This window comes from uncultured Aquincola sp., assembly GCF_964001545.1.
In the GTDB taxonomy this organism is placed as follows: Bacteria; Pseudomonadota; Gammaproteobacteria; order Burkholderiales; family Burkholderiaceae_C; genus Aquincola.
Genome location: NZ_CAXFDV010000051.1, coordinates 1 through 2,660 on the forward strand (window position 1 = coordinate 1; position 2,660 = coordinate 2,660).

Here is a 2,660-nt window from a genome sequence, read left to right on the forward strand (position 1 = left end):
ACCGGCCGCCACACCGTCAGCGACCCGGCGCTGGGCCTGCCGCTGGCCTGATCGGCCGCTGCCCGTGGGTCGTCAGCGCGCCGGCCGCAGCACCAGGCGGTCGGCGCGCAGGCTGTCCACCTTGGCGCGGCTGAAGGCCATCGGGAAGTACTCGCCCTTGGCCCAGGCTTCGATCAGGTTCTTGTCGTACGGGCTGGCCGGGTCGGCCGACTGGCCCGGCACGTTGATGGCCAGCGAGTTGTCCCAGTCGGCCAGGTCGATCACCTGCCGGTACGAGGCGCCGCTGGTCACGCGGAAGTCCGACGTGCGGTAGGAGGTGCGGTGCAGCGTGTCGTTGTCGCCGCCCACCGGGTAGCGCGGCGTCTGCAGCGGCGTGGCCAGCGCTTCGCTCAGGAAGGGCGTCAGCTCATGCTCGAACTGGATGTGGTGCAACTGGCCCCACTGCCAGGCGGCGCTGTCCCAGCCGGCCTTGGCCTTCACATCCTGCAGCGCGGCCTTCAAGGTCTCCAGCATCACCGCATCGCGGCCCGCGGCGGGGTCGGCGCCGAACACCGCATCGGGCGCGGCCAGCCTGGCCAGCACCACCGGGCGTGACAGGCTGCCGAAGAGGGCGCGGCCGGCGGCCTCGAAGCGGTAGGGCTCTGCCCAGGCGGTGGCCGACATGCTGCGGTAGGCATGGTCGGCCGGCACGTTGAACTGGTTGGCGGTGGCAAAGAAGCCTTGCTGCGGGTTCAGCACCCGCGGCAGCAGCGAGCCGGGCAGGTAGCCGGCCCATTCATAGCGGCCGTCGCCGGGCACGGGCAGCATGCCCGACCCGTCGGCGCGCGGCCGGATGGGCGCCAGCGCCCCGCCGAACCAGCCGATGTTGCCGTCCACGTCGGCATAGACCATGTTTTCGCCGGGCGTGAAATGGCGGGCGATGGCGGGGGAAGCGCAGATCGGTCTCGGTGGGTGTGGCCTGGCCCCGCACGCCCACCGGCTCCTTGACCACGCGCATGCTTTCCCAGGCGCCGTTGCAGCGGTACTGGCTGGGGTCGGCCGGGTTCAGGTCGTACACGTACAGGTCTTCTTCGTCGCCGAAGGCGAAGATGGTCAGGCCGAAGGCGATGCGCTCGTTGTGGCCCGTCGACACACCGGGCAGGGCCGGCTCGCCGGCGCCGATCACGTTCCAGCCCGGCGCGTTCAGGTGCACCATGTAGCGCAGCGCGTTCACCGTCAGCGCCTGGGTGGTGGCCAGACCCACCGCCCCGATGCGCCGGGCCATCAAGACCTCGCTGGTCCCGTTGCGGGTGATGCCGTAGATGCGGATCAGCGACGAGGTGGGCGACCAGTAGCCCGGCTCGGTGCCGGTGAGGCGGAACTCCACCGGCAGCTTGCTGGCATCGGCCTTGGCTTCGTCGACGAAGGCATTGATGCGTTGCGAGAAGGTCGTGAGGATCTCACGTGCCCGTGGGTGGTAGCTGGCGAACTCCTCGTCCAGGTTGCCGCGGAAGAGGAAGAGGCGCGCCGCGCGGTCGTGCTCCACGGCCCGCGCTGGTTATCCCGCAAAGGGTGCGTCACCAGCCATGTCGGCAGGGCCCTGCACAGGCAGCTGTTTTGACCCTGACGCCGGCACGATCTCTCATCACGCAACTACACTGGTTGCATGAAACGAGACAGCCGATTGTCCGGCGTGCTGCACTGCCTGCTGCACATGGCCGAACTGCAGCAACCCGCCACGTCCGAGTGGCTGGCGCGTGCCATGCAAACCAACCCCGTCGTCATCCGCCGGCTGATGGCCGGGCTGCGTGATGCCGGGTTGGTGGCCTCGGCCAAGGGCCATGGCGGGGGCTGGGTGCTCAGCTGCCCGCTCGATCGCATCACGCTGCGCGACATCCATGAGGCCGTGGGCGCCCCCGCGCTGCTGGCCGTCGGCCACCGGGAAGAAAGCCCCGGCTGCCTGGTGGAGCAGGCCGTCAATGCCGCGCTGGACGATGCCTACCGGCAGGCCGAGGCGCTGCTGCTCAAGCGCCTGTCGGGCATCACGCTGGCGGCCTTGTCGCGCGACTTCCGCCAGCGGCTGCAAGCCAGCGGCCGACCCTTGCAGGAGACCGTCCATGACGCATGACGTGGCCATCGTCGGCGGCAGCTACGCCGGCCTGTCGGCGGCGCTGCCGCTGGCGCGTGCACGCCGCAGCGTGCTGGTGTTCGACATGGGCCAGCGGCGCAACCGCTTTGCGCCGGCCTCGCACGGCTTTTTCGCGCACGACGGCGATGCCCCCGGCGACATGGTGCGGCAGGCGCGCGAACAGCTGGCACGCTATGCCACGGTGCAGTTCGTCGATGCCGCGGTGACGCAGGCCAGCGGCCAGGCCGACGCCTTCGAGTTGCAGGCGGCTGGCCAGGCCTGGTCGGCCCGCCGCATCGTGCTGGCCACCGGCGTGGTCGACCAGTTGCCAGACATACCGGGCCTGCAGGCCCGCTGGGGCCGCAGCGTGTTCCATTGCCCGTATTGCCATGGCTACGAATTGCAGCTGGGCCGCATCGGCCTCATTGCCACGGGGCCCGAGTCCTTGCACCAGGCGCTGCTGCTGCCCGAATGGGGCGACGTCACGCTGTGCCTGAATGGCCGCTTCGAGCCCGATGCCGCGGCGCTGGCGCAACTGGCCGCGCGGGGCGTG

The 2,660-nt window shown here is 70.5% G+C and carries 3 protein-coding genes and 1 pseudogene; 2 read left to right on the plus strand and 2 right to left on the minus strand.

From position 1 onward, the window contains the following. Positions 1–72 precede the first annotated feature (72 nt). Together ABNT58_RS01830 and ABNT58_RS01835 are read right to left on the minus strand one after the other, a co-directional pair. Positions 73–663, minus strand: coding sequence for a penicillin acylase family protein (locus ABNT58_RS01830; RefSeq protein WP_348751812.1), 591 nt, complete (start codon positions 661–663; stop codon positions 73–75). Positions 664–666: 3 nt separating this feature from the next. After that, positions 667–1,525 (minus strand): annotated as a pseudogene (locus tag ABNT58_RS01835) (penicillin acylase family protein); the annotation flags it as partial. 120 nt (positions 1,526–1,645) lie between these two features. Here ABNT58_RS01835 and ABNT58_RS01840 point away from each other — a divergent pair. Both ABNT58_RS01840 and ABNT58_RS01845 read left to right on the plus strand, forming a co-directional pair. Then, positions 1,646–2,107 carry an Rrf2 family transcriptional regulator gene (locus ABNT58_RS01840; protein WP_348751810.1) on the plus strand — a complete coding sequence of 154 codons (462 nt, stop codon included), beginning with the start codon at positions 1,646–1,648 and terminating at the stop codon, positions 2,105–2,107. Further along, positions 2,097–2,660, plus strand: a 564-nt coding sequence (locus ABNT58_RS01845; protein WP_348751811.1) for an NAD(P)/FAD-dependent oxidoreductase, incomplete at its 3' end; no start/stop codon positions are given. The genes ABNT58_RS01840 and ABNT58_RS01845, both read left to right, overlap by 11 nt.